Origin of the sequence: Exiguobacterium sp. KRL4, assembly GCF_001870785.1 — a bacterium.
Classification (GTDB): Bacteria; Bacillota; Bacilli; order Exiguobacteriales; family Exiguobacteriaceae; genus Exiguobacterium_A.
In genome coordinates this window covers 43,632-61,857 of sequence record NZ_MOLV01000010.1, presented here as the reverse complement: position 1 = coordinate 61,857, position 18,226 = coordinate 43,632, and the positions used below count along the sequence as shown (strand labels likewise).

The following is an 18,226-nucleotide window of genomic DNA, read 5'->3' as shown; positions in this document are numbered from 1 at the left end:
ACGCGGAACTGGAGTCTTTTCTTCTTCAAGGACGTACAGACTTGAAGCCGATGTTCCCTCAGACCGAACCTTACAAGAATGTTAGGTGAACGTATCCAATTTGTTGCTTATTTTGTCATTTCGTATGGTACGGTAAGAACAGCTTATCCATCCCAACTACTTAAAGGAGTTTTGATTATGAAATCGTATTACGCTCTTCCATTAACCGCTTTGTTGCTGACAGCGACGGTCAGTCCGGTCGCGACGTCCGCTGCAACACCAACAAAAGTCGAAACAAAAAAACCGCTGTCGGAAAAAGCACTCGCGAAAAAGAAAACGGAAATCGCAAAACTGGCGACATCCTTAATCGGGACACCCTATAAAGAAGGCGGCACGACAACAAAAGGATTTGATGCGTCGGGCTTCACGCAATACGTTTATCAAAAAAGTGGTCTGACACTCGAGCGGACGATTGCGAAACAAGCCGCGATGCCGCTGAAAACGGTCACACTCAAAAAAGCGATGCCGGGCGACTTGTTATTCGTCCAAGCGAAAAAAGCAAAAACACCGAACTTCGTTGGAATCTATACCGGTAAAAATACGTTTGTTGCCGTGACGACGAAAAAGGTCGAATCGCAGGACCTGACGTGGAGTTACTACGCGAAACAGGAGATCATCATCAAATCGTATCAATGAAACAAAAACAGTCATCCGGAACTCATACGAGTTTCGGATGACTGTTTTTTGAATACTGTGATACTTATGACTGCCAATCAATTATAGACAAGTGAATTCAAAGTCGTTTCTGTTCGTTTGAGTTTGTCTTTGATGTTTCCTTCGTATATGACACGTTCTGATAGTGCATCAATGACAAGGACATTGAAAACACCGTCACCAGTTCGATTCGCCGTATAAATCAGATCATCTTTCAGTTCGGTATACTCTCCTGATCCAGACTCATCCGTTACTGACGGGATACTTATCTTATGTTTTATCGATTTCTTTGATGCCAGATCGTAAATAGTCCAATTTAATTTTTTTGGTTCACATTCAAGCATAATCAGTTTCGTTCCATCTGTACTTAGTTTAGTTTCTCCATCACCGAACGATTTCAATCCCTTTAAACGCTGAGATTTTTCGCCGTCACTAAGATACAGTGTCTGCTTTTCATCATCTGCCCCTTCAACGATTTCAGTCGTATAATAAACAATTGTCTCATTGTGGATACCTAGAATAATTATCTCACCTTTAGAAATAACGGGTAAATTGATTTTTTGAATCGTATCGTTTTTCAAATCTATTTTGTATAATAACGTTTCCGAATCGTTTTGAATGTCTTGTGCAAGGACGTATAAACTGTTGCCAAACCGTTTATCTGGACTGAGTTGAGTTTCACCTAACTTCCTAGCTTCAGGAGGTGCCGGAAAGATTTTTTTGACGACACGCTGTTTACCCTTCTCCCAATACTGTAATTCCCATTTATTATTGTCCTTTGTACCCATTGCATACGTGGTGCCTTGCTGTTCGAACGTAAGTACGTAATCTGAACGGATGAAGCGCCGGAAATCAGCTGGCGCACCATTTTCATTATATGGACCTTCAAACATGCCACTAATCCAATTATCTTTCGCTTTTTCGACTCGACCGTCCAGCGCAACGTTGTAATCAACTTTTTTTAACCCTTCATCATAAAGTTCTGCTTGAACAGACCGGACAGCCGGCTGTTTCGGGTCACCTTGAACCGTCTCAACAATAAAATCTGATTCATCGATTGAACGAATAAACAGAGCGTAGATACCCAGCGTCAAGAAGCTGACGACAGCCAGTATCAGTACAAATTTAAATTTTCGCATGACGTCCTCCTCAGACCGAAATTTTCCATTTTAATAAACGAAGACTTTTCCAAATCGTATAGGCAAAGTAGAGAACAAAAATTGCTAGCATGATCCCTGATATTTCTTGTGATAAAAAGATATCGAGCGTTTCAATCACGTACATACCGCCCATCATGATGACCAAAAGGGCAATCACTTCAAGCACGATGAACAACAGTCCTTTTGCTTTGCGATATGACCGTTCCAGTAGTACGAGCATGAATAAGAAACTGACAACGAAAAGTGACAAAATAAGTAATATTAGAACATCTACTACATTCATCGTATACAACTGTTTTAATGTCATCGAGATATCAAAAGATGATGCACGATAATTGTTTTTAATCAGCCAATTGAAAATGGCATAACTGAGCTGGATGACTGCCCACTGCAAGCCGATGAAGCTGATGATCACAAGCGCCAGTGATGTCCATTTGGCAAAAAAGATTTTGGCACGACCGCCTGGTAACAATAATAAGCGGTATATGTACTTGGATTCACCGAACCAATCCCGGTACCAGATTTGTATGGCATACAAAATGACGAGAACGATTCCAATCATAATGACATAGCTGAAATAAGAACTGGCCTGTTCAAACGATAACTTTCCAAATGAACGCAGGGCTTCTGATTCAGTCACTTTCGCGTCACTCATATAGTTTCGAACCTGTCGTTCTTGGTAGATGACCCGTCCGACGACGGTCAGGATTTCGATACTCGCCATCGCAAGGATAACCGCTACAATCATTTTCCAGCTTCGTTTTAACTCTTCATTCGTTAACATCAAATACTGTTTCATCGTTGATAGACCTCCAGCATCCGGTCCTGGACCGATTTTCCGTATACTTCTCGCATCTCTTCCGTATCGTGTTCATCAATGATCCGACCATCCTGCAAAAAGACGACCCGGTCAATCAAATGTTCGATTTCGACGATTTCATGTGTCGTCATCAGGATGCCGCGCCCTTCCATGTAATGACTCGAAAAGATCCAGGAAATCTGTTCCTTCGTAAATAAATCAATTCCGGCAAACGGTTCGTCGAGCAGCAAATACGGACGATCGAGTGCAAAACCAAGCACTAAACTGAACTTCGCCTGATTCCCTTTCGACAGCTCTAAAATCTTGTCGGTCGTCAATAACTTGAACAGACCCATCAATTCTTCGGCGACCTTCGGATTCCAGTCCGGATAATAATCACCCATATACGTCAGAGCGTCACCAATCGTCATGTAACCGGGCATCGTCTGCAGATCCGGAACGAAGGCAATTTTTTCACGCGAAACTTCTCCGTCAACCAATACTGTTCCAGCATCAACCGGAACCAGTCCCATGATTGCTTTTAAGATCGTCGATTTTCCTTCGCCGTTTAATCCGATCAGACAGGTAATGCTATCGGGACGAACCGAAAACGAGACACCTTCTAAAATCGGTTTCTTCCGACCGTATCGTTTTTTCAAACCATGGACTTCAAGCATCGATCTTCCTCCGTTCCGTTGATTGATACACCGTCTCGACTTTCGTGACGACTTCGCCTAATGGAATCTGAATCGCTTGGACCGCCTCGATGAACTGGGCGACTGCTTCGTCGAGCATCTCCGTCCGGACTTTTTTGACAATTTCTTGATCCATCGTGATCTTACTCGGTACGTTTCGTTCTGTCGTAATCAATTGCTGATCCTCCATTTCTTTGTACGCTTTTTGTGCCGTATTCGGATTAATTCCGAGTTGCGCAGCGATTTCCCGGCGCGATGGAATTTCCTGCCCGCATTTGAGTTCTTCTGTCGCGATTTGTTCCTTGAACCATCGGACGACTTGAAGATACACCGGGCTTCTTTGGTCAAATTGCATCGTGTTCTTGACCTCCCTTTCCCGTTCGTTGTATTAAAACAGTAATACACTTTCTTTCTGTATCATACGCATAGTACAGTTTACTGTCAATCCATTTCCAAAAAAATACCGCACTCCGAATGGAGGCGGTATCGTGGTTTGATTTATTTTTGAAATTCTAAGATTGTTTGTTGCATCGGTACCCCAGACATCGAAACGGTCCGTTCAACGAACAGGTACTTTTTCCCATCGACGAGAAATTGACGATTTCCGATGTATTCCACTTGTTTCCCATCTTGTGTTAATTTTTTTTCAATCGCCTTAACGTGTTCCTCGAGCGTGTAGAACCGGTCGTCAAATGTCATCGCGATGTTTTTATTCCGATAACCCAGTAAGTAACTGAAGAAAAACCAAAATACTGCCCCAACTGCTAGAAAACCTAGGATAAACCCCATTTACTTTTCCCCCTTTTGATACCTTATTTTACGTTCAAGATAATGTAAGGGTTCCCAAATTAATTGAAATTTTTTTTGTGAATTCACGAACTAAAAAAACTGACTCTGAACGATGTCCAGAATCAGTCTCTCTTGTTTAATATGGTGTTGGGTCTTCCTGTGGTGTCTCCGGGATTTCGGTTGGTTCCGGGAACGTATCCGGCTCCGGTTGACGGATCGGATCTTCCTGCGGTGTCTCCGGAATTTCTGACGGTGGTGTCGTCGGGATCTCGTCCGGCTGTTGATTCGGTTCGTGTTCTGGGACTTCATTCGGATTTTTCTTCATGATCGTTTCCTCCTTATGATGTGATGTAGTCGCCACCATTGATATGAATCGTCTGACCGGTGACATAACTCGAGTCGCGTGACGCTAGGTAGACATAGGCTGGTGCATTCTCAGACGGTTGTCCCCGTCGCTTCATCAGCGTGTCTTCCCCGTGTGCTTCGACTTTTTCTTTTGAAAACGTCGCTGGAATCAAAGGTGTCCAGATTGGACCCGGTGCGACGGCATTGACGCGGATCCCTTTTTCGATCAAGTTCGACGCCAGTGAACGGGTCAACGTCGTAATCGCCCCTTTGGTTGCTGAATAATCAATCAACGACGGTGCTCCCCGGTACGCCGTGACGGACGATGTATTGATGATCGTATCTTCTTTTTTCAAATGCGGTAGTGCGGCCTGCGTCAAATAGAACATGGAGAACAAGTTCGTTTCGAACGTCTCTTTTAATTGCTCTGGTGTGATCGCTAAGAAGTCGTCCTGCGGAAATTGTTTTCCGGCGTTATTGACTAAGATATTCAGCTGACCAAATTCTTGGATGACGGCCTCGATGATCGGTTGGGCGTTTTCCGGACGACTGACGTCTGTCGCCAGTGTCAACGCCTTGACGCCATACCCTTCGATCAACTGTTTCGTTTTTTCCGCATCCTGTCCTTCATTTAAGTATACGATCGCGACATCAGCGCCTTCTTTTGCATAGGCAATCGCGACGGCACGCCCAATGCCGCTGTCTCCACCCGTGACCAAGGCGACTTTCCCTTTTAATTTGCCAGAACCGACATAGTCCGGGTCGTCATAGACCGGTTCCGGATTCATCTCGGATTCAATTCCCGGTTGCTGATCCTGCGTTTGTCCCCGTGCTTGTTGATGCATCTGTTCCAATTCTTCTTCACGCATCTAATCCAACCCCTTTTTCGTTAATGAATGGCTACCTTCATTAACATTCCCTTGCCATGTATCAATAAACGTCCAGACACAAAAAAACGACAAAATTCGTCGTTTTTTCAGAATCGGTTTCTTCTATATCATGATATGTAATTCATCCTTCATTCGAAAATAGTCCTGACCACTCGCCGGACTGAATCATTTCTGTGAGTTGGACTGGATACAACTTCACGGATTGCAGGCGATCAATCGGTACATATTGATAGATGAGTTGTTCTCCTTCGATCCCATGAAACGGCTCTAACGTAAGCGTCTCTAGTGTCATCAACTCAACTTCATAGAAAAAGGCAACTTCATGGAACTGAATCCCTTCATATTCAAAAAAGTTTTCCTGAGCGGATAAAAATTGTTTGACATGAACTTCCTTGCCTAATTCCTCTTTGATTTCCCGGATGATTGCCTGTTCGCCGTGCTCCATCATTTGAATCCGTCCCCCCGGCAATGCCCAAAAGTCATCCCGGACATTTCGATGGATCAACAGATGATCTTCTTTCACGATCACGGCAGCGGCCCGGTGATTAAATCGTTGCTGCTCCACGGTAAAGTTAATATCCATCTACTCTCACTCCTCGGTTTTTGTTATCGACCCATACTTTTTCACATTTTCCCATATTCTCGAATATGTCAAGATTCGTGTTGTTTGTAACAAATAAATTGTTGGTATACCTTCATTTCAGAATTATTCAAAACGGAAGATTACAATATAACTTATTTGAGTATAATTCAGAAATCAAACTGAAATGTTATTTTCAAAACGACCGATGCTATACTCGATTTATTCAATTCACTACTACGACGCAGTATTCATATACAGCCCACACATATAGCTCACATCAAACAGGCAGAATACCTTCTGTCATCCACTTTCATTGACTGTCACTTTTTTCACCATCAGGAGGAACTACAACATGAAACGTATTTTAACAACAGTCACGATGAGCGCACTCGTCGTTTCAGGATTCGCAAGCACGGGTACAGGTAAAGTTGAGGCTGCAAGCTCTTCTTCTTATAAAGTCAAGATCATGGCAGACGGGCTACGCGTTCGGACCGGCCCTTCCACGAAATACAAGGTCATTGCTGGCGTCAACGCAGGTCAAACCTTTAAATATTATGGTAAAACGGGTAACTGGACGAAGATTTCATACGGCGGCAAAACACGATACGTCTATTCCGGTTATGTAAAACGTTATAGCGCCGGCAAAAAAGTATATGCTGCTAAAGCGTCTGTCTCAACTGGCTTCTTACGTCCGACAAGTGGACCTGTCACACAAGGATACGGCAATGCAAGCGGCCGCTACGGATATACGTTCCATAACGGCATTGATATCGCAGCAGCAACAGGGACAACGGTCCGTGCGACTGCTTCAGGTAAAGTGATCACATCTGGTTATCAAGCTGCATACGGTAACTATGTCATGATGACACATAAAGTGAACGGACTTTCCTACACAAGTGTCTATGCGCACCTTAGCAGTCGTTCGGTTTATGCCGGTCAATCGATTGCCAAAGGGACAAAAATCGGAAACGTCGGCAGCACAGGAAACTCAACAGGGTCGCACCTTCACTTCGAACTTCACCGTGGTGGTTACGTCTACAGCGGATCGTCAGCTGCAAACAGCATCAACCCGCTTAACGTCTTATAAGCACAACGTCGGACACTCGATATCGGGTGTCCGTTTTTTAAACCTTTTTTAAAATAGATCATTTGAAATAAACTCATCCTATTTATTGGGAAATTCAGCATACCATAATGAAATCAACATTTCTGTCTCTTTTAACGAAAAGTCAACTCTCTTCAGGTTCAGACACCTTTTCTACCTTCATTTCAAGAGAGGATTATTTTACCATTTAAATCAAATAATCATTTTTAAATCAAAAAAATATAAAATTACGAAACACTATAGAAATAATATTGTAATATTTAAACATTTTGACAAATGGTACACTCATCTAAGAAATTCATATAGTGATATTACATAGAACACACTAATCACAGCCTTACAGATTTACTTACAGATTTAAAGGAGGATTTACTGAATTGAAAAAGTTATTTACTACGCTGACGGTCTCAGCCATCGCCGTCGCCGGATTCTCGACATATGCGGTTCCAAAAGCAGAAGCCGCAACCTTTTATAAAGTCAAAGTGATGAATGATGGACTACGTGTCCGGACAGGCCCTTCGACGACAGCAGGTGTCATCACAGGTCTTGATAAAGGAGATACGTATAAATATTTAGGACGTACGGGGAACTGGACAAAAATTCTTTACGGTTCAAAAAAAGTATACGTCTCCTCTACATATGTCAAAAAGTATTCCGTCACGACGTCGTACAAGATCAAGGTCATGGTCGATAACTTACGTGTTCGCAGCAGTTCTTCGACGAGTAGCCAACAGGTCGGAACCGTCAACAGCGGTCAAACGTTCCGGTATCTCGGTCGGACGGGTGACTGGATCAAGTTTCTATACAACGGGGACAAACGGTTTGTTCATGCGGATTATGTTAAAAAATATACGGTCACCAGCTTAACAAGTTCTGGTGGCGCAACAAAAGCCTCAAACGATTTCATTACGCCGACGAGTGGTCCGATTACACAAGGATATGGAAAAGCCAGTGGCGTGTACGGTTACACGTTCCATAACGGCATCGATTACGGCGCACCGAAAGGCACACCAGTCTATGCGACAGCGGCCGGTAAAGTCATCACATCCCAGTATAAAGGCGCATACGGCAATTACATCATGGTCAAACATACGATTGACGGTGCCTCGTTCACGAGTCTCTATGCCCACTTGAACAGCCGCTCGGTTTCCGTCGGACAATCGGTCTCTAAAGGTCAAGTTCTTGGAACGGTCGGTGCAACAGGTAACGCGTTCGGCACGCACCTTCACTTCGAACTTCATCGCGGGACGTACGTCTACAGTGCGACATCTGCCGCAAGCAGTGTCAATCCCCTCAACTATTTATAAGCCAAAGGACCTGAAGCTTCCGCTCAGGTCCTATTTTAGATTCATAACACCGCTGTCACAATCGCTCTTGCTGCGACCTGTCCACCGTAGATGGACCGTGCAAAAGGACCCACCGTTAAATCGGCAAGACTTCCTGTCGCATAGAGTCCTTCCCCCCACTCAAACGTTTCCTCATTCAGAACGGGCGTTCCGCAAGGAGATAACGGCAAGTCAAACTGTCGTTGGACGCTTTCAAGCCAGGAACCTTGAATCGTCAACGGTCGAATTCCGGTCGCACACACGATGGTCGTCCCTTTCAGATCCGTTCCGTCCGTCAGCAACACACCACCAGTCGTCTGTTGCTTGACCTCACCGATTTGATGATTGACGTGACCGGTTCGAATGAGATGACGCATACGCTGGATCAATTCTTGTGGTGCCGTCCCCGGCTTCCGTTCAGCTGCAATCAGCTGCCGCCGCTCACGCAATGACAACGATTTGAACGGGGTCAATCCTTTGGGTCCCATGAATTTCCGATCCGCGTCAAAGGCACTTTGCACCAGCGAACGTTTCGTAATCAACGTCACTTGTCCCGGAAACTTTTTGGCACAACGGATTGTATAATGAATGGCACTGATTCCTCCACCGATGACAAGAACAGGTGGTGTTTCTTCACGTTCTTCAAAGACATGTTGCGTAGCATCCGCCCAGTCCGGCAGATGAAGACGTTCCGACTGCCCTAAAGCCAAGACGACCCGGTTCGCTTGAAAGGTACGGCTCGATGTCTTAATCTGCCAGTACTCTCCTGATTTGCTTAATCCTAATACTTCCGCTTGAAACCAGCTCTCATCAGCCCCGTTTTGTTTTGCCAACTGTATCGCATGGTCGTTGAACAGTTCCAGTGAAGGACGACCATATGTATCTTTAAAGGCTTGAGACGTATACTCTTGTTCATCGGCAAATCGGCGCAAGCTCGTTGGATTTGTCGATGTATGATGTACACGTGTCGAACGCAGATAAGGCATCTCGATTCGTGCCGTCTGTCGTTGCCAGTTCGCTAACGGCGTCGCATGTCGATCGATGATGGCGATGTTTTTTTGTTTGACGCCACGTTCAAGTAAAGCATGGAATACGGTCATCCCGTGGATTCCTCCACCGATGATAAGCCATTCATATGGTTGGTTCATATCTAAATCCTCCGTTACAGTTATTAAATCGTAATCATTACGTTTTAATAACTGTAACGATTTTTGGCCAACAATTCAACCCCTGCTCGCCAGTAAAATACTCAAACTGCAACATCCATCATGACACGATTACCCTGATCTATTTTTGATCGTTAAGTTGAATTACTTAGGGTTTCTCCCTCTCTAATCGTAGCCTAGAGGAGGGAATTCAAGTATGATAATACAAAAGAAGTTTAAATTGCATGAATTTTCTAATTATAATAAGGGGGCGTCTTGTTGAACAACATAGATCTCGATTTTTTACTCAGCGTTGAAGACTACGAATTGGAATTAGATACGATGTCCTTAAATAGGAATGACCATTTCGCAATCGATATGTACTTTTATGGAGCTGACGATTCGTTAAAATTACTAATTGACGATCCTTCGCGCGATTATTTTTTGATGCGCTTCGAAAAGTATGCTGTGTTCACTGGGACTCTTCAAGAGCATGGAATCATTGAAGAAGGACTCAGAAATCCCTATCCGGTCGTGAAGCTAAAAGAGTCGGTTTTTGGTGATTTCGCTGAGAAACATATGAAAACAAAAGAAATCTACACCGAACGTGGTGAACTAAATTTATTTGTTATCAGGACGTTTGACCAAGAGTTTTACATTCTTTCTTATAGTGAACCGATTGTCATAAACAATATCGCGAAAAGTGAGTAGAAGGATTATGAAAAGTCATGATCTCAGATGAAATGGCCGACGACCCTGTTAAAAGGATCATCGGCCATTTGTTTGAAATCGGACGGAAACATGTATCCCCTCGACTCCTATGGAAAGGAAGGGCAAGTAGTGATTCCAAGGTTACTCAAGAATCAGACTGGGACGTTTTAAGATTTAGCCCGTTTCGCTTGATAGGCTTTGGAGTAACGGTCCGCTGCAATGATTGCATCCGCTACTTCATCAGCAGTGACATCAAATCCGCTGTGGATCGTCTCCCCGTCTGCCGTCGCCGCCTGTCCGACTTTGAGGATGTCTTCGCGTGACGCATCTTTTAATTTAACGTCTTCGAGTGTGACCGGCAGACCAAGGTCCATATAAAACGCAATATACCGCTCAATCTCTTCTTGAGGATGTTCTTCGAGGGCCAGTTGGACAAGTGTCCCGAACGCAACCTTTTCACCGTGCGTCAAGTGATGGATGTCCCCGTCGAGTGCCGTAAAGCCGTTATGGATGGCGTGCGCTGCCGCAAGCCCCCCGCTCTCAAAACCAAGACCGCTCAGCAAAGTGTTCGCTTCGACGACGGCTTCGAGAGCCGGCGTGACGACTTTCGCCTGAACCGACTCGTAGGCGAGGCGTCCGTGCTCAAACAAGACCTCTTCACACCGTTTCGCGATGGCTTCCGCTGCAATCGTCGGGCGTCCACCGGCCATCGTCGATCCGCCAAAAGCAATGACGCTTCGCACTTCGACCCATGTCGCCAGTGCGTCGGCAATACCCGAGGCAAAGAAACGTGCCGGTGCTTCCGAGATCAACTTCGTGTCGACCAGAACAAGATCCGGATTTTTGTTGTAGAATCGATAACTCTCAAAAATTCCTTCATCGGAATAAATGACCGATAAGGCACTGGTCGGTGCATCGGTCGACGCGATGGTCGGGACGATGACGACCGGCAGATGGAGTTCGTCGGAGACGGCTTTCGCTGTATCAAGCGTTTTCCCGCCGCCTACGCCCATGACGAACTTGACACCAACGTCTTTCGCTTGCGTCGCAATCCGTTCGACTTCATGCTTTGAGGCTTCTCCGCTGAAGTCCGCTTTTTCGATTTTGATTCCTTCGGTTGAAAATGAAGCTTGGACACGTTCCTCGACAATTCCCCAGACGACATCATCCGCGATGACGAGGGCCACGTCACCGATCGGGCTCACGTATGTACCGAGCCGATCAATGACATTTTTTCCTTGGACGTACTTTGCCGGACTAATGAAAACACGTTCTGACATGTTCAACATCCTTTCTTTTTCAACGAGACCATCAACAATGACTTACATTCTATTGCTTTCCTTTTCGTCCGGTCCTCTAAACTCCTTGAGCCGTGAACATTAGGTGAATTGCAGAACCGGTCGTGCCAAACGTTGACGTACCAATCGTCCGTCATTCACCAATCGTTCATCCGGATGCTCTCCGAACCATTCGAGACTCGCCGTTTTTGCAACCAGCGCCGATTTGAGTTCGTCAAAAAATCGGTCGTAATCAACGATGCCGTCAAATAACGGCACCATGCCGTCCCGTGAGCCGCTTGCCGCATACACATTAGCCGGTTCAAAGACGTCGAATTGATCGGCTCGTGCAACCGTCTTCAAGTGAAGGTGTTCGATGACCGGTTCGAGCCGGCGGTAAGCTGCGACCGGATCGGCGCCGGATTCGACGACATGAAGGACGTCGAAGTTCACGCGGCAGGCCGGATGATTGACCTCGTGCAATAACCGTTCCGTCGACTCGATCGTGTCGGCCGCCGTATTCGGATGGATTTCAAGCAACACCAACTGCTTCGCTTGATCCAAGACTTTACAGACACCGCTCAATTGATAGACAAGTCGCGCCCGTTCCGCCTCCGTCAGTTGATGACTTGCCTTGTGACCGGCAAAAATCCGGATCCGGCGGGTCCTGAGCCGCTGGGCGAGACGAGACAAGGCTTTCGTTTGTTCAAGCAAGACAGACAGCGGAGCATCAAACGACAGGTAATGGCTGAGCATGCTGACATAAACTCCGCTGTTTTGTAACAAGACGAGGTCTGCTTCCTGCAGATGCTTCGCATGAACACCCCAAACATCCATCGCCTCAAACTCGTTTGCTGCGGCAAACCTCACCAACTCATCGAATGACCGTAGATGATGCCGGTAGCTGATTGTACAAAGTGCGAGTTGCATCCGTTTCCCCTTCTTTCTGTTGAAATCGGCTGAACAAATCGACAAGTTGCCGTTTGATGTCATCTTCCAGCGTCGTTTGTGCGACGAGCCATTGTTGGATATCCTGTAAATCTGCCCGGTCGCGGGTCATGCTGTATTTGATCGCCCGGTGTTGAATGATTGTGTATTGATTGACCAATTGCTCGATTTTGTCACACCAGTCGTCAAAATCGGATGCCACTAAATCAATGCCTAAGCGTTCATAAAAATAAGCAAAGGCATGCTCATAAGCATATTTGCGGATAGCGATGACGGGCAGTTGCTTTAACGCCTCCGGCAACTTTTCCGGTCTCGACGCGTGGTGTAAGATGACCTGTTCGACCGCTTCCGTCAATGGATGGTGCCGCTTGAGACCACTCATGAAATACGCGGAGACGGTTTCCGTGTCCGGCAATTTGACCTGACTCCCGTCAAACCAAAAGCCGCCGGCGACAGTCGGCTGATCGATCGCCTGAAGAATCCGTGTCCGATCAAATTCACCTTCATACCGGAAGTCCGGATCAAGCATCCGCCACTTCTCTTCATCATCCGTTGGTTCGAGCATCACGTAATGCGGAAAGACCTCGTGATGGAATTTGTTCTCCCGCTCCGGTAACCGGGCGAGGTCGAGCATGACGATGACGGACTGTTCCGGTCGTTTTGTTTTCATGAACTGTTCCAGAACGGTGAGGTTCGCTGCTTTAGAGCGGGACGGATCGTACCAGGACTGAACGGTGATTCCATACAGCAAGCGGTACCAATCGAGCATCGCTTCATGACTGATATGCGCCGCATGGTGGGACAGGATAAACTCAGACGTCAACGCAAAGTCAGCGTCCCAGATGCCAAAGTAGTACGGACGATGGTCGGCGTCCGATCGTTTGATTACTTCACACACACAACTGACGAGACAGTGAACTTTAATCATCAGACGACCTCCTTTCGTGCCAACGATTGCAGCAACTGATCGACCGTCATCTGCGGCAGTTGAGCAAGCTTCTCATCAGCCAGGACATACCCGTGTTCGAGTTCCAGATGAACGAGCAATTGCAACAACCGCATCGAATCCAGCTGCAGATCGTCCCGAAGCCGTTCTCCTCCCGTCACTGGTTGTTCCATAGTCACTTCCAGCTGTTCCTCGGCAATCTGACAAAATGACGTGTAATCAAGGAGTGGACTCATGACGTCACCCCCAGACGAACGCGACTGATTTTCCCGTTCGGCAGCTTTTCAATGGCCGGCACAAACGCCCAATCCGACGGACATTGATGCGGTGCAAGCTGTTCCCGACAATAGGTCCGCAACGCGTCTTCCGTCGCCGAGCTGACGACTTGGACACAGACACGTTCACCCTGCAGACGGTCCGTCCGTTTGAAGACGACGGCCTCTTCGACATCATCATGACGGAGTAATACATCCTCAACATCCGCCGGATAAACCGACAGACCGGACACATTGATCATTTCGTCGAGACGACTGAAGAACCGCAATTCGCCGGTACTCGTCTGCCCCATTAAATCTTTGGTTCCGATCCACTGGTCTCCTGCCTTCACCATTAACTCAGCCGGCTCGTCAACGGTGCCAGACTTGATTTGCAGATGTGGCAACGGATAGCCGATCGCTTGAGCTGATTTCGGAGCAGGATGTAAGGCGATGCAGCCGATTTCCGAACAGCCGTACTGTTGCAACAGATGATCCGTTACGTTGTGGATCGCTTCAAACCAGACGGTCGGCAAGGTCATCCCGGAAATCATCACCGCAAACAGCCGTTGCTTAAATTGGCTGAGTAAATAGACGAGTCCCGGTCCGGCATACAAAATGGCGTTTGGATGTGCCTGACAGACGTGTAAAATATGCTTCGGTGACAGATTTTCCAAGATAATCGGTGTCGCTCCGCGCTCAAGTGTCGCCAAGACCCCGCAAATCAATCCGAATGAATGCGACGTCGGGCAGGCAACGATGGTTCCGGTCGTCGCCGTTAACGGAAAACGTTGACCATAGGCTGTCAGTTCCTCGTCAATCGAAGCCCACGTCCGGTGAATGACTTTGGCGTCTCCCGTCGTCCCGGAGCTGAACTGGATCAGTCCACCTGGACGAGGTTTTGCTGCGATCAAGCGGATCGGTTGCTGAAAATCGTGATAGACCAAATAGTCGCACCCGGCTTGTTCTGCCAGACGTCTTGCCCCGGCTTCCGGCAAATCCGGATGGAGCGGTACGACCGTCCCGTTCATCTGTTTCATATAGAGACAAAACGCGATCCATGCCGCTGTGTCCTTGACGCAGACGGCAACGACGGTCTGTGCAGGATCCGTGAGCCAGCTTAATCGACAGACCGGATGATCGGTCAGCATCTGTTTCGTATAAAACGTGTCTTCAATGTATAACATGCATTTCGCTTCCTTTCGGTGTTTGGGATTGCAGAGGATTACGGACCAGATGCCGGCACTGCGTCGTGTTGAATTTCCGTGCAACAAGCGACTCCGTATAGATCGTCGGCGTATCGAGTTGCAACGCTTCCAGACGAGCCGGTGGCAAATTTAGTCCAGCGAGTATGTCGGCGGTCCATTTAAAAAAGGTCGTCTCGTCGAGCTGATGTGTTTCTTTCAGCTGATGCGACAACTCCGTCAGATGAAAGACAAACACCGTATCGACGACCAGCTCACGCAACGCTTCGACCTGGTCCATCTCATAGTACAGATTAGTCGTTGAGCGAAAAGCCGGATGCAGCGTATCGAACGTCGGAATCTTTTCCGGACGTCGGACAAAGGAACGGACAAATTCAACGCTGTCATGAAAATCCCGTAACATCAGCTGCGTCGGCCAACCGTCCTTCAAGACCAACAAAGCATTTTGGGCATGCGCCTCCACCGCGATTCCTTCTTCAACGAGAAGCCGGAAGACCGGTTCCAGATAGACGGTCAGAAACTGTTTCAGCCAGCGCTCCCGTCCGTAGGTCTTGAACCACGGTTCAAGAAACAGGGTCTCGTTCCCTTCACGGAGGGCGAGTGCTGTCAACGGGATGACCGTTTCGTCCGGTGACACAGCCGCCAAGACATTGTCCCGGTACAAACAGCCGATTCGTCCCGACAAGTTTCCGTCTGTCGTCTCAACAACTTGACTGGCAAATTCCCGGAGCACGGTCACCGGCAGTTTTTGCGTCCGGTCGATCAACCAGTCGGACAAAACAGGTGCTGCGACGATGTTCGGAACGGTGAACGTCCGTCGTGAGGACGTCTGCATCAAATCGAGCGGGAGCTTGATGTGCGGAACCGTCGGCGCATCCGGTCGAAAAACGGTCCGGATCGATTGGGTCGCTTGAAACAAGGGACCGGCTTCCCCGAGATCGATACCGCCGGATGCACGGACGTCCGCTTCGACGTGTTGCCATTGCCACGGGTGGACCGGCAGAACGTGATAACAGGTCGGATCGTTGACCGCAGAGGCCAGCTTTTCCTGCAACCGGAGATACGTCTCGTGCCCAAACGTCTGCTCCATCACACCTTCCATGCGTTGTTGATGAACGATTGATACCGGAAGGGCAACAAAGTGCAACCGGAAACGTTGTCCTGCTTCCGGTCCATAGCGCAAGTGGTCGTCACGCGAAAAGCCAATCCGGGACTTAAAACACGGATGGTACGGATGCCCTTCGACCAATGCTTGTTCCAGTTGTTCGTAGGACAGATGCGTTCGCAGCTCGGGATATGTCGGACACACGTCGGCAAACTGAACCGTCTGCCGCAGTTCCAACCGCAGCGGCTCCGCGAGTTGAAAACAGTCCATGATGTGCTTAAGCGTCGGCGATTGCTCGTGATTTCCCCGCGTCAAGACGACCGTCTCGATGTCGAGCCAAACGCGGTCAAACGCTCCCCGTCTGCCGTCGACTGTCAGTTCATACGGCGGACGGACAAAACGAAACGTCGTCTGTCCCTGTCGCCGGTGTTCGATGAACGGTTCGATCCGTTCAAACAGGATGGCTTCAAGAAGTTGTTTGCAGACACGTCGTTCGCTCAATTGTGGCATGGTATCCCTCCCGCTGTAATGGATTATCGATGTCGATGAAGATGACCCGTTCCCCGCTGACTTCCAGTTCGTCAAGTGCATGCAGGCGCGTCAACAAGTTTGCCTTGTAAGGTAACGTCTGACGCGAACGGAGATACTCGATCCAGTCTTTCCCAAGTCCGGATAACGTCGCTTGTCGGTCTTCGAACCAGTTCCCGAGCCAATCGAGCAGATCTTGTTCCGGCAAAAGTCCATCACGGTCGAACCGCTGAATCAGACCGGCCAAGTGATTCCAAATCACGTAATAGGTCAGTCGTTCCTGAATCGTCGTTTCGTCATAAAACAGTTCCGGTGCCCGGGCGAGTGAGGGTTCCAGTCGTACTAATCGTTCTTCGTGTGTCCGGGCGAGATAATACCCTTGGTTATCCCGGAACTGATAGCTGACCGGACGTCCTCGTTCGACGCGGATCAGACTGTTCTGTTGGTGCGCTTCGAGCGCAATCCCGTAAGTCTCATACAAATCAATCAGCGCTCCAACGGTCAGTTCGATATACGCTGCAAACCACTCCCAGGCAGCTTCGTCTAACGATTGACCCGATTGTCTGGCTTCGTGGACAAGCGACATCAGAACAGATGGTTCTTGATCGAGCGGTTCCTGAACGAGGGCCGCGACATTGATTGCGTCTCCTTGCGCTTCGCGGTAGATGACCTCAAAACCGGATTCTGCCGCCTCCGTTTGAATCGTCGCATAGGCCGGATCGTGCGTAATTGAAAACCCCTTTGGTAACGTCAACTGTTCAGCGAGACGTCGCATGACCAGTCCTGCCGTCAATTCATGCCGTTTATTGACCCGGCGTGAATTCGTCACCTGGACCGGAATCGAAAACTTCAGCATGTGCGACCGATCCGCTTGCAGGACCGTCCGAATCGAGGATGTCGCGAAGTACGTCGGACCAAGCCGTCCGAGATGGCGCAGTTGGTTCGTCGCGAGCAACTGTTGCACGGTCGGTTGCAGTAAAAGATGTTGCGTCTGCAAAGGATGAGCGGGTAACAGGCGTTCTGACGCTGACAGTGTAACCGCTGATCCAAGTTGCTTCCGCATCTGTTCACTGATCCATTGATCCGTCGCACTGGCTTCCGTCAGCAAAGACTCGTCGACCGCAAAATAATCGAGTTGGAACCCGTTCCTAAATTCCGGTGCATACGCGACTTGCTCCCAGTCATGCATCCCGACCCGGCTTTTCGGCGTCGGGTGGAACCAATGTCCGAACCGGACCGTCTGCTCGTGTTCAAGAAACGTCTCAGGACAAACCGGCTCGTTCAGCTCATGCGCGATGATGTGACACATACCCCGGTGACTGTCGAGAACCCGGTACAATAAATCCGTCACGCCGGGAGCAAGCCGTTGCAGATGTTGGCAACAGGCGATAATGAAAGTCAACGGTGCTTCCTCTGTCCACCCGCTCGTCGTTTGCCGGTAAATCCGTCCGATTTCGTGACGCCCGATCCGTGAACGGCGGCGGATTTCAAGAATATAGACGGTCCCAACGTCGATCCGGCAGGCGGTATCACCGAACCGGACATTCTCCTCGTCTGTTGGAATGAACCACTCGATCATGTCGATTTCACGGAGGTAGCTGTTACCGAATGCTTGGAGCGTTGCACGGGTTGCAATCTCTTCGGTTCGTTCTGTACGTGTCGTCATGACTGTCACACTCCTTCTAACAATTGATAATCATTCTCACTCTTGAAAAAGAGAAAA

20 protein-coding genes are annotated in these 18,226 nt (G+C 48.0%); 4 read left to right on the top strand and 16 right to left on the bottom strand.

The window, feature by feature from the left end; all coding sequences use genetic code 11:
• Positions 1 to 177 precede the first annotated feature (177 nt).
• Complete coding sequence (locus BLD48_RS08210) at positions 178 to 675, top strand: C40 family peptidase (RefSeq protein WP_071499783.1); 498 nt, start codon at positions 178 to 180, stop codon at positions 673 to 675.
• A gap of 77 nt (positions 676 to 752) precedes the next feature.
• Here BLD48_RS08210 and BLD48_RS08205 read toward each other — a convergent pair whose 3' ends face one another.
• The 8 genes from BLD48_RS08205 to BLD48_RS08170 form a co-directional block, all read right to left on the bottom strand.
• Entirely contained in the window at positions 753 to 1,832 is a 1,080-nt protein-coding gene (locus tag BLD48_RS08205; protein ID WP_071499782.1) for a hypothetical protein, read from the bottom strand.
• Positions 1,833 to 1,842: 10 nt separating this feature from the next.
• The gene (locus BLD48_RS08200; RefSeq protein WP_071499781.1) at positions 1,843 to 2,652 is read right to left on the bottom strand and encodes a hypothetical protein; all 810 of its coding nucleotides are present in this window, start codon (positions 2,650 to 2,652) and stop codon (positions 1,843 to 1,845) included.
• The gene (locus tag BLD48_RS08195) at positions 2,649 to 3,329 is read right to left on the bottom strand and encodes an ATP-binding cassette domain-containing protein (protein WP_071499780.1); all 681 of its coding nucleotides are present in this window, start codon (positions 3,327 to 3,329) and stop codon (positions 2,649 to 2,651) included. The genes BLD48_RS08200 and BLD48_RS08195 overlap by 4 nt, the downstream gene beginning before the upstream one ends.
• Entirely contained in the window at positions 3,322 to 3,702 is a 381-nt protein-coding gene (locus tag BLD48_RS08190) for a GntR family transcriptional regulator (RefSeq protein WP_071499779.1), read from the bottom strand. The genes BLD48_RS08195 and BLD48_RS08190 overlap by 8 nt, the downstream gene beginning before the upstream one ends.
• Positions 3,703 to 3,845: 143 nt before the next feature.
• Positions 3,846 to 4,136 (bottom strand): hypothetical protein, encoded by a 291-nt coding sequence (locus BLD48_RS08185; protein ID WP_071499778.1) that lies wholly within the window; start codon positions 4,134 to 4,136, stop codon positions 3,846 to 3,848.
• 136 nt (positions 4,137 to 4,272) lie between these two features.
• Positions 4,273 to 4,461, bottom strand: coding sequence for a hypothetical protein (locus BLD48_RS08180; RefSeq protein WP_071499777.1), 189 nt, complete (start codon positions 4,459 to 4,461; stop codon positions 4,273 to 4,275).
• A 13-nt stretch (positions 4,462 to 4,474) separates the two neighbouring features.
• A complete protein-coding gene (locus BLD48_RS08175) occupies positions 4,475 to 5,350 on the bottom strand; it encodes an SDR family oxidoreductase (RefSeq protein WP_071499776.1) in 876 nt (291 codons plus the stop codon).
• A gap of 142 nt (positions 5,351 to 5,492) precedes the next feature.
• Positions 5,493 to 5,954 (bottom strand): NUDIX hydrolase, encoded by a 462-nt coding sequence (locus tag BLD48_RS08170; protein WP_071499775.1) that lies wholly within the window; start codon positions 5,952 to 5,954, stop codon positions 5,493 to 5,495.
• Between the two features lie 352 nt (positions 5,955 to 6,306).
• On the opposite strand from BLD48_RS08170, the gene BLD48_RS08165 reads away from it, so the two are divergent.
• Both BLD48_RS08165 and BLD48_RS08160 read left to right on the top strand, forming a co-directional pair.
• On the top strand, positions 6,307 to 7,041 hold the full coding sequence (locus BLD48_RS08165; protein ID WP_071499774.1) for a peptidoglycan DD-metalloendopeptidase family protein: 735 nt from the start codon (positions 6,307 to 6,309) through the stop codon (positions 7,039 to 7,041).
• A 395-nt stretch (positions 7,042 to 7,436) separates the two neighbouring features.
• The gene (locus tag BLD48_RS08160; RefSeq protein WP_071499773.1) at positions 7,437 to 8,366 is read left to right on the top strand and encodes a peptidoglycan DD-metalloendopeptidase family protein; all 930 of its coding nucleotides are present in this window, start codon (positions 7,437 to 7,439) and stop codon (positions 8,364 to 8,366) included.
• A gap of 41 nt (positions 8,367 to 8,407) precedes the next feature.
• Here BLD48_RS08160 and BLD48_RS08155 read toward each other — a convergent pair whose 3' ends face one another.
• Positions 8,408 to 9,532, bottom strand: coding sequence for an FAD/NAD(P)-binding protein (locus tag BLD48_RS08155; RefSeq protein WP_071499772.1), 1,125 nt, complete (start codon positions 9,530 to 9,532; stop codon positions 8,408 to 8,410).
• 276 nt (positions 9,533 to 9,808) lie between these two features.
• Between BLD48_RS08155 and BLD48_RS08150 the strand changes: the two genes are divergently transcribed.
• Positions 9,809 to 10,240, top strand: a complete 432-nt coding sequence (locus BLD48_RS08150; RefSeq protein WP_071499771.1) for a hypothetical protein — start codon at positions 9,809 to 9,811, stop codon at positions 10,238 to 10,240.
• Positions 10,241 to 10,407: 167 nt separating this feature from the next.
• On the opposite strand, the gene BLD48_RS08145 is transcribed toward BLD48_RS08150, so the two are convergent.
• From BLD48_RS08145 to BLD48_RS08115, 7 genes are all read right to left on the bottom strand, one after another.
• Complete coding sequence (locus tag BLD48_RS08145) at positions 10,408 to 11,520, bottom strand: glycerol dehydrogenase (protein ID WP_071499770.1); 1,113 nt, start codon at positions 11,518 to 11,520, stop codon at positions 10,408 to 10,410.
• 99 nt (positions 11,521 to 11,619) lie between these two features.
• Entirely contained in the window at positions 11,620 to 12,447 is an 828-nt protein-coding gene (locus BLD48_RS08140; protein ID WP_071499769.1) for a sugar phosphate isomerase/epimerase family protein, read from the bottom strand.
• The gene (locus tag BLD48_RS08135) at positions 12,392 to 13,393 is read right to left on the bottom strand and encodes a DUF6005 family protein (RefSeq protein ID WP_071499768.1); all 1,002 of its coding nucleotides are present in this window, start codon (positions 13,391 to 13,393) and stop codon (positions 12,392 to 12,394) included. Before BLD48_RS08135 ends, BLD48_RS08140 begins: the two co-directional genes overlap by 56 nt.
• Entirely contained in the window at positions 13,393 to 13,647 is a 255-nt protein-coding gene (locus BLD48_RS08130) for a phosphopantetheine-binding protein (protein WP_071499767.1), read from the bottom strand. The genes BLD48_RS08135 and BLD48_RS08130 overlap by 1 nt, the downstream gene beginning before the upstream one ends.
• A complete protein-coding gene (locus BLD48_RS08125) occupies positions 13,644 to 14,852 on the bottom strand; it encodes an AMP-binding protein (protein ID WP_071499766.1) in 1,209 nt (402 codons plus the stop codon). Before BLD48_RS08125 ends, BLD48_RS08130 begins: the two co-directional genes overlap by 4 nt.
• Positions 14,839 to 16,485 carry an IucA/IucC family protein gene (locus BLD48_RS16180; protein WP_071499765.1) on the bottom strand — a complete coding sequence of 549 codons (1,647 nt, stop codon included), beginning with the start codon at positions 16,483 to 16,485 and terminating at the stop codon, positions 14,839 to 14,841. The genes BLD48_RS08125 and BLD48_RS16180 overlap by 14 nt, the downstream gene beginning before the upstream one ends.
• Positions 16,442 to 18,169, bottom strand: coding sequence for an IucA/IucC family protein (locus BLD48_RS08115; protein ID WP_071499764.1), 1,728 nt, complete (start codon positions 18,167 to 18,169; stop codon positions 16,442 to 16,444). Before BLD48_RS08115 ends, BLD48_RS16180 begins: the two co-directional genes overlap by 44 nt.
• Positions 18,170 to 18,226 lie beyond the last annotated feature (57 nt).

Bases quoted from the DNA above. Each gene is read 5' to 3' on its own strand.
- BLD48_RS08125 (WP_071499766.1), bottom strand. From the start codon at position 14,852: ATGTTATACATTGAAGACACGTTTTATACGAAACAGATGCTGACCGAT.
- BLD48_RS08180 (WP_071499777.1), bottom strand. From the start codon at position 4,461: ATGAAGAAAAATCCGAATGAAGTCCCAGAACACGAACCGAATCAACAG.
- BLD48_RS08205 (WP_071499782.1), bottom strand. From the start codon at position 1,832: ATGCGAAAATTTAAATTTGTACTGATACTGGCTGTCGTCAGCTTCTTG.
- BLD48_RS08130 (WP_071499767.1), bottom strand. From the start codon at position 13,647: ATGAGTCCACTCCTTGATTACACGTCATTTTGTCAGATTGCCGAGGAA.
- BLD48_RS08115 (WP_071499764.1), bottom strand. From the start codon at position 18,169: ATGACGACACGTACAGAACGAACCGAAGAGATTGCAACCCGTGCAACG.
- BLD48_RS08135 (WP_071499768.1), bottom strand. From the start codon at position 13,393: ATGATTAAAGTTCACTGTCTCGTCAGTTGTGTGTGTGAAGTAATCAAA.
- BLD48_RS08195 (WP_071499780.1), bottom strand. From the start codon at position 3,329: ATGCTTGAAGTCCATGGTTTGAAAAAACGATACGGTCGGAAGAAACCG.
- BLD48_RS08190 (WP_071499779.1), bottom strand. From the start codon at position 3,702: ATGCAATTTGACCAAAGAAGCCCGGTGTATCTTCAAGTCGTCCGATGG.
- BLD48_RS08170 (WP_071499775.1), bottom strand. From the start codon at position 5,954: ATGGATATTAACTTTACCGTGGAGCAGCAACGATTTAATCACCGGGCC.
- BLD48_RS16180 (WP_071499765.1), bottom strand. From the start codon at position 16,485: ATGCCACAATTGAGCGAACGACGTGTCTGCAAACAACTTCTTGAAGCC.
- BLD48_RS08155 (WP_071499772.1), bottom strand. From the start codon at position 9,532: ATGAACCAACCATATGAATGGCTTATCATCGGTGGAGGAATCCACGGG.
- BLD48_RS08210 (WP_071499783.1), top strand. From the start codon at position 178: ATGAAATCGTATTACGCTCTTCCATTAACCGCTTTGTTGCTGACAGCG.
- BLD48_RS08165 (WP_071499774.1), top strand. From the start codon at position 6,307: ATGAAACGTATTTTAACAACAGTCACGATGAGCGCACTCGTCGTTTCA.
- BLD48_RS08145 (WP_071499770.1), bottom strand. From the start codon at position 11,520: ATGTCAGAACGTGTTTTCATTAGTCCGGCAAAGTACGTCCAAGGAAAA.
- BLD48_RS08185 (WP_071499778.1), bottom strand. From the start codon at position 4,136: ATGGGGTTTATCCTAGGTTTTCTAGCAGTTGGGGCAGTATTTTGGTTT.
- BLD48_RS08200 (WP_071499781.1), bottom strand. From the start codon at position 2,652: ATGAAACAGTATTTGATGTTAACGAATGAAGAGTTAAAACGAAGCTGG.
- BLD48_RS08175 (WP_071499776.1), bottom strand. From the start codon at position 5,350: ATGCGTGAAGAAGAATTGGAACAGATGCATCAACAAGCACGGGGACAA.
- BLD48_RS08140 (WP_071499769.1), bottom strand. From the start codon at position 12,447: ATGCAACTCGCACTTTGTACAATCAGCTACCGGCATCATCTACGGTCA.